The sequence below is a fragment of the Brevundimonas sp. genome, assembly GCF_023259385.1.
In the GTDB taxonomy this organism is placed as follows: domain Bacteria; phylum Pseudomonadota; class Alphaproteobacteria; order Caulobacterales; family Caulobacteraceae; genus Brevundimonas.
On record NZ_JAHFPF010000326.1, the window covers coordinates 1 to 3,262 of the forward strand.

Genomic DNA, 3,262 nt, shown 5'->3' on the forward strand with positions numbered 1-3,262 from the left:
GACCGCCGCCTGTCGAACATCGTGTTCATGGGCATGGGCGAGCCGCTGTACAATCTGGACCACGTCGCCGACGCCATCGACATCATCTCCGACAACGAGGGCATCGCCATCTCGCGCCGCCGGATCACGGTGTCGACGTCGGGCGTGGTCCCCAAGATCGCGGAACTGGGCGAGAAGACCCAGACCATGCTGGCGATCAGCCTGCACGCCACCAACGACCCGCTGCGCGACGTGCTGGTGCCGCTGAACAAGAAATACCCGCTGGAACAGCTGATGGCGGCGATCCGGGCCTATCCGGGCCTGTCCAACGCGCGCCGCGTGACCTTTGAGTACGTGATGCTGAAGGGCGTCAACGACAGTCCCGAGGAAGCGCGCGCCCTGATGAAGCTAATTGAGGGCGTCCCGGCCAAGATCAACCTGATCCCGTTCAACCCCTGGCCCGGCACGGACTATGAGTGCTCGGACTGGAAGACGATCGAGCGCTTCGCGGCCATCCTGAACAAGGCCGGCTACGCCAGCCCGATCCGCACGCCGCGCGGCCGTGACATCCTGGCCGCCTGCGGTCAGCTGAAGTCCGAGAGCGAGAAGGTGCGGGCGAGCGCGTTGCGGAAAGCTGGCTCGGGCGATGGCGCGAACGCGGAAGCCGCCTGAGCCTGGCAAGTGATTAGTGGCTAGTGATTTGTGGGTCGATGCGGACGCGCCGGTGGTTGGTCCGTTGGCTGGGATGTCTGATCCAACCAACCACTAATCACTAACCACTAATCACTCCCCCAGACACACCCCGTCACCAATCTTGACCACCTGTGGCTTCCACGCGCTTGCGGATTGGGGCGAAAAACGGGCAATCGTTTTCGACCCCCTGACCAGCCGGACTCCCATGGACTCCTCGTCCCTTTCCAATGTGCTCGAAAGCGCCGAGGTGCAGGCCTTCGCGACCGGCTTCCCGACCACGATGGCCCATCTGGCCGTCACCCTCGGCCTGCTGCTGGTCGGAGCCGTGGTCTACGCCCTGTTCACCCCGTGGAAGGAGATCGCGCTCATCCGTGAGGGCAACGCCGCCGCCGCCGTGGCCTTCGCCGGGGTTCTGGTCGGCCTGGCCGTGCCGCTGGCGGTCTCGCTCAGCGTCTCGACCTCGATCAAGGACATCGCCCTGTGGGGTGTGGCGACCCTGGCGTTGCAGCTGCTGGCCTTCCGCGTCGTCGATCTGCTGCTGACCGGCCTGCCCCAGCGCATCCGCGAGGGCGAGGTGTCCGCCGCCGTCCTGCTGGTCGGCGCCAAGCTGGCGACCGCGGTGATCCTCGCGGCGGCTCTCACGGGCTGATCGGATGCGGGTTCCCGACTGGCTGATCTATTCGTCGGTGCTCGGAGCCCTTCTGGTCGCGTCGCTGGCGCATCGCGAGAACGCGGACGCCCCGGCCGCGCCGGCCGCTCCGGACGACGTCGAAGGCGCCCTGCTGGGACCGGTGACGCCCTTCGATCCGGCCGTCACCGTCAACGCTCCCGACATTCCCTTCCAGCCCAGCACGGGCACCGCCTTCTCCATCGCCCGATCGGGCCGCTGGGTGACCGCCCGCCACGTGGTCGAAGGCTGCCGCCGCCCTGCCATCATGGTGGGCGGCGGGCGGGCCGTGGCCGCCGACGTGCGCCTGGCCGCCCGGGCCGACATCGCCGTGCTGGAAACCGCCGGCGGTCCCCCTGCCCTGCCGATCGCCCCGCCCGGCACGCTGCGCGCGGGTCAGAGAGGCTTCCACCCCGGCTTTCCGCAGGCGCGGGCGGGCGAGGTGACCTCGCGCCTGCTGGGTCGGGAGACCCTGAACATTCGCGGTCGCGGCGAACGCTCCGAGCCGGTTCTGGTCTGGGCCGAGGTCGGCCGGACCGACGGGCTGGGCGGGACCCTTGCAGGGCTGTCGGGCGCACCGGTGATGGATCGTCAGGGTCGGGTGGTCGGGGTGACCATCGCCGAAAGCCCGCGCCGCGGGCGCATCTACACAACCGCGCCCGACACCTTCCTGCCGGCGATGCGCGGGGTCCAGAAGGCCGACGAGCCCCTGACCAGCCGCGCGGTCACGATCGACAACTACTTCCTCGTCGCCGACAACCTGCGCCGCGACCTGCGGGTGGCGCGGGTGGTGTGTCTGTCGGTCTAAGCCGCCGGACGTCTCCTCCCTCCTGGGGAGGGTGGACCGCGAAGCGGGACGGGTGGGGAGCGGCGCGGTCGGACACAGCCCCCACCCTGTCGTCGCTGACGCGCCGACATCCCTCCCCATGAAGGGGAGCGAGATCCGTATCCCTACTTCAGCGCCGCCGTATCGAGGTCGAGATCGGTCAGCGGGATGACCTCGACGTTCGGGTGTTTGGCGCGCAGGGCCTCGAGGAATTTCGAGGCGTCGCCGACGATCACCAAGCTGGCGTTCGAGGCGGGCAGATGCTCGGCGAAGGCGGCCTGCACCTGATCGGGCGTGATCGCCTCGACCCGCCCGACATAGGCGGCAAGGTCGCTCATCGGCAGGTCGTAGAGGGCCAGGCCGGCCACCAGACCGCCTAGGCCGTCAACGGTCTCCAGCGAGGTGCCGAAGCCGCCCGACAGGATGGCCTGGCGCGTGGTCATCTCGCTGTCGGTCGGACGGCTGTTCGACAGGCGGGCGATTTCGGCCAGGATCAGGTCAGACACCTCGACCGCGGCGTCGTTGCGGGTCTGGGCCGAGGCGACGAAGGCGCCCTGGTCCTGACGGACGCCCATGTTCGAGCGCGTGCCGTAGCTGAGGCCGCGCTTGATGCGGATTTCTTGGTTGAGGCGCGAGGTGAAGCTGCCGCCCAGCAGGGTGTTGCCCAGCGTCAGCGGGAAGTAGTCGCCGTCGCTGCGGGCGATGCTGCGCATGGCGACATAGACCGCCGCCTGACCGGCGCCCGGCTGGTCGATGACCACGACGCGCGGGGTCGTGACCGCGCCCGCGGGATGGGCGCGCGGGGCGGGCGCCGGCCCGGTGGCGCGCCAGTCGCCGAAGGCCTGCTCCGCCAGGGTGCGGGCCTGGGCCACGGTGATGTCGCCCGAGAAGATCAGGCGAGCGGTCTCCGGCCGGTACCGGCTGGCGTGGAAGGCGACCACGTCCTCGCGGGTCAGGCCCGGAAGGCTGTCGGGCGTGCCGCCCGAAGGCGATCCATAGGGCGCGTCGCCGTAAACGAGACGGCCGGCGGCCATGGCGGCGACCGGACCGGGCGAGCTGAGCTGCACGCGCAGGCCGTCCAGCGACTGGTCGCGCTG

The 3,262-nt window shown here is 69.8% G+C and carries 4 protein-coding genes; 3 read left to right on the top strand and 1 reads right to left on the bottom strand.

The features are described 5' to 3' along the window. From rlmN to Q0C81_RS17675, 3 genes are all read left to right on the top strand, one after another. Positions 1-651 (top strand): 23S rRNA (adenine(2503)-C(2))-methyltransferase RlmN (gene rlmN, locus Q0C81_RS17665; protein WP_291841062.1); only part of this gene is annotated, 651 nt, incomplete at its 5' end. Between the two features lie 226 nt (positions 652-877). Beyond that, positions 878-1,321 carry a DUF350 domain-containing protein gene (locus Q0C81_RS17670; protein ID WP_291841064.1) on the top strand — a complete coding sequence of 148 codons (444 nt, stop codon included), beginning with the start codon at positions 878-880 and terminating at the stop codon, positions 1,319-1,321. Positions 1,322-1,325: 4 nt separating this feature from the next. Further along, positions 1,326-2,147: a serine protease gene (locus Q0C81_RS17675; protein ID WP_291841066.1), complete on the top strand. Its 822-nt coding sequence runs from the start codon at positions 1,326-1,328 to the stop codon at positions 2,145-2,147. 143 nt (positions 2,148-2,290) lie between these two features. Here the strand turns inward: Q0C81_RS17675 and Q0C81_RS17680 are convergent. Further along, positions 2,291-3,262: pitrilysin family protein (locus tag Q0C81_RS17680; protein WP_291841068.1), on the bottom strand; the 972-nt coding region annotated here is incomplete at its 5' end.